Raw genomic sequence first — 3,437 nt, forward strand, 5'->3', positions numbered from 1 at the left:
GGGCCATCATCGTCACCGGCGCCGGGCGCGGCTTCTGTGCCGGCGCGGATCTGTCCTCCGGCGCCGACACCTTCGACCGCGATGCACGGCGTGGGCCGGTGAAGCGCCTGGCCGACGGCCGGGTCGATTACAGCGATCCCAATGCGCGCGACGGCGGCGGCCAGGTGACGCTGCGCATCTTCAAATGCTTAAAGCCCGTGATCGCGGCGGTGAACGGGCCGGCGGTCGGCATCGGCGTCACTATGCTGCTGGCGATGGATATCCGCATCGCCTCGGTCGATGCGCGGTTCGGTTTCGTGTTTTCCCAGCGCGGCATCGTGCCTGAAGCCGCATCGAGCTGGTTCCTGCCGCGGATCGTCGGCATCTCGCAGGCGCTGGAATGGTGTTACACCGGCCGGGTGTTTCCGGCGCAGGAGGCGCTGGCCGGCCGCCTCGTCAGCAAGGTGGTGCCGGCGGACGAGCTGTTGCCGGCCGCCCGTGCGCTGGCGCGCGAAATCGCCGCCAAGACCGCGCCGGTGTCGGTGGCGCTGATCCGGCAGATGATGTGGCGCATGCTCGGCGCCGACGATCCGATGGAAGCCCACAAGGTCGACAGCCGCGGCATCTATGCCCGCGGCCGCTCCGAGGATGTGAAAGAAGGCGTGGTGTCGTTTCTGGAAAAACGCCCGGCGCAGTTCAAAAACAAGGTCTCGACCGATATGCCGGATTATTTCCCGTGGTGGGAAGAGCGCGGGTATGAGTGAGGGAAGATGGCAATTAGCTATCGTCGTCCCGGCGAACGCCGGGACCCATAATCACCAATCTCAGTTTTGCGAAGGACGTCGACCACTCCACCTTATCGACAGATCACGCGGTATGGGTCCCGGCGTTCGCCGGGACGACGGATGAGAGATTAGGTCATCGTAGGGTGGGCAAAGCGAAGCGTGCCCACCACCGTGGGTCCGACATAGATGGTGGGCACGGCGCAAGCGCGCCTTTGCCCACCCTACGGCCTCACCGCATCATCAGCACCACCCGTCCGATCGCCTTGCGATCCATCAACAGCCGCATCGCCGGTGCGTAATTCTCCAGCGGCAACCGGTGCGAGATATTCGGCCGGATGCGCCCGGCTTCCGCCCATTCCGTCAGCGCCTTCAGGCGCGCTTCGCCCAGCGCCGGATTTTTCCGCACCGCCTCGCCGGCGCGGACACCGAGCACGCTGGCGCCCTTGATCAGCAGCAAATTCGTGCGCGCAAGCCCGATGCCGCCGGTAAAGCCGATCACCAGGATGCGGGCGCCCCAGGCGATGCAGCGCAGGCTGTTCTCGAAGACCTCGCCGCCGACGGGATCGAATACCACATCGGCGCCGCGCCCGTCGGTGAGGCGCTTGACAGTGTCGCGAAACGGTTCGCGCCCATAGAGCACCAGATGATCGGCGCCCTTGGCCTGCGCGACGGCAAGCTTTTCTTCCGACGAAGCCGCGGCGATCACGGTGGCACCGAGCAGCTTGCCGATCTCGACCGCGGCCAACCCGACACCGCCGCCGGCGCCGTGCACCAGCAGCACTTCGCCCGGCCGAAGCTGGCCCCGATCGATCAGCGCGTGGTACGCCGTCCCGTGCGCGGCCAGGAACGTCGCGCCCTCCGCATAGTCGAATGCCCCTGGCAACGGCGTCAGTTGCGCCGGCGTCACCACGGCCTCGTCGGCATAGGCGCCGTGCCGAAGCTTGATTATGATCCTGTCACCGACCGCAATGCCAGCCGCGCCGTTCACCTCGGTCACCTCGCCGGCCGCTTCGACGCCGGGCGTGAACGGAAGCTCTGGCTTGAGCTGATATTCGCCGGCCGCCATCAAGATATCAGGGAAATTGATCCCGGCGGCGTGCACGGCGACGCGCACCTGCCCCGCCGCCAGCGGAACCGGCGCGAACGTCTCAAGACGCAAGCTCTCGGGCGGACCAAATTCGCGGCAGACCACTGCCTTTGGCATCAGGCCGCGCTCGCTTTGCGCCGTTGCAGCGCTTCGCGGATCAGCGGCATCCGGTCGTTGCCGAAATACATGTCTGTTTTGTCGAGATAGATCGTCGGCGACCCAAAACCGCCGCGCGCCATCACCTCATCGGTGTTGGCCTTGAGCTGGTCCTTGATGGCCTGGTCGCTGATGCCGGCGAAGAACTGTTGCGGGTCGACGCCGACGCGCTGGCAGATGTCCGCCAGCACCTCGTCCTTTGAAATGTCCCTGTCGTCGCCCCAATAGGCGGCGAATACCGCGCGCGCGAACGGCACCATGTCCTTGCCCAGGAAGATGCAGCCGCGCATCGCTTTCACGCTGTTCACGGGAAACACCGTCGGCGGCATCTTGATCGCGAGGCCCGCCGAGCGCGCCCAGTCCGCGAGGTCCTTCTTCATGTAGCGCGCCTTCAACGGCACCGGCGTCTCGCGCGAGGCATAGACGCTGGGATTGACGGTATTGAAGATGCCGCCGACCAGGATCGGCCGCCACGAAATCTCGGCCCCGAACTCTTTTGCCAGCGGCTGGATGTTGTGGAAGGCGAGATAGGTCCACGGACTGGAGCAGTCGAAGAAGAATTCGATCATGGCGTTTCCCTTCATGTCGCGTCGCTTGCGCGGTTTTGTAGTTTCATTCAGGTTGTTCTCTCCGTCATTGCGAGCCAACGGGTCGGCGCAGAGCGCCGCCCGATGACAGGCTCCGCGAAGCAATCCATCGAGCCACCCAAAGAAAGAATGGATTGCTTCGTCGCTACGCTTCTCGCAATGACGACTTTACTTCTTCCCCACCATCTCCTTCGCCTTTTGCCCGAACATATTCCGGCGCGCTTCCTCGTCAAAAGGCTCCTTGACGAATTTGCCGATTGCCAGTCCCGCCTGCACCTGCGGCCGCGCGCGCACCTGCGCGTACCAGCGCTTGATGTGCGGGTAATCCTCAAGCGTAAAACCCTGCGCCTTGTGGGTCATGGTCCATGGAAAACAGGCGATGTCGGCGATCGAATAGTCGCCGGCGATGTAAGCGCCGGTTTTCCCCAGTTGCGTGTCGAGCACACGATAAAGCCGCGCCGCCTCGTCGCGGTAGCGCTCGATCGCGTAGGGAATTTTCTCCGGCGCATAGAGCGCGAAATGGCCGTGCTGGCCGAGCATCGGCCCAAGCCCGCTCATCTGCCACATCAGCCATTGCAGCACGTTGGAACGCGCTCGCATCTCGGCCGGGATGAAACGCCCGGTCTTGTCGGCCAGGTAGATCAGGATCGCGCCGGTCTCGAACACCGAAAACGGCGCGCCGCCATCGGCCGGCGCGTGATCGACGATCGCCGGAATGCGGTTGTTCGGACTGATCGCCAGAAACTCAGGCTTGAACTGGTCGCCGGCCCGGATGTTGACGGGAATGACCGTATAGGGAAGGCCGAGCTCTTCCAGCATGATCGAGATTTTCCAGCCGTTCGG

Annotated in this window: 4 protein-coding genes; 1 reads left to right on the plus strand and 3 read right to left on the minus strand. The window is 64.4% G+C overall.

The features are described 5' to 3' along the window. The coding region (locus ABR948_RS29125) for a crotonase/enoyl-CoA hydratase family protein (protein ID WP_428124709.1) at nucleotides 1-743 on the plus strand (743 nt) is incomplete at its 5' end. 250 nt (nucleotides 744-993) lie between these two features. Here the strand turns inward: ABR948_RS29125 and ABR948_RS29130 are convergent. The 3 genes from ABR948_RS29130 to ABR948_RS29140 form a co-directional block, all read right to left on the minus strand. Beyond that, nucleotides 994-1,968: an NADPH:quinone oxidoreductase family protein gene (locus tag ABR948_RS29130; RefSeq protein ID WP_428124711.1), complete on the minus strand. Its 975-nt coding sequence runs from the start codon at nucleotides 1,966-1,968 to the stop codon at nucleotides 994-996. Further along, nucleotides 1,968-2,576 carry a 2-hydroxychromene-2-carboxylate isomerase gene (locus ABR948_RS29135; RefSeq protein WP_428124713.1) on the minus strand — a complete coding sequence of 203 codons (609 nt, stop codon included), beginning with the start codon at nucleotides 2,574-2,576 and terminating at the stop codon, nucleotides 1,968-1,970. Before ABR948_RS29135 ends, ABR948_RS29130 begins: the two co-directional genes overlap by 1 nt. Before the next feature lie 186 nt (nucleotides 2,577-2,762). Further along, nucleotides 2,763-3,437, minus strand: a 675-nt coding sequence (locus ABR948_RS29140; protein ID WP_428124715.1) for a glutathione binding-like protein, incomplete at its 5' end; no start/stop codon positions are given.

The sequence above is a fragment of the Bradyrhizobium sp. genome (assembly GCF_050014615.1).
Taxonomy (GTDB): domain Bacteria; phylum Pseudomonadota; class Alphaproteobacteria; order Rhizobiales; family Xanthobacteraceae; genus Bradyrhizobium.

What these genes read in the sequence shown, in the direction of transcription:
- ABR948_RS29130 (WP_428124711.1), bottom strand. Translation starts at nt 1,968, where the DNA reads ATGCCAAAGGCAGTGGTCTGCCGCGAATTTGGTCCGCCCGAGAGCTTG.
- ABR948_RS29135 (WP_428124713.1), bottom strand. Translation starts at nt 2,576, where the DNA reads ATGATCGAATTCTTCTTCGACTGCTCCAGTCCGTGGACCTATCTCGCC.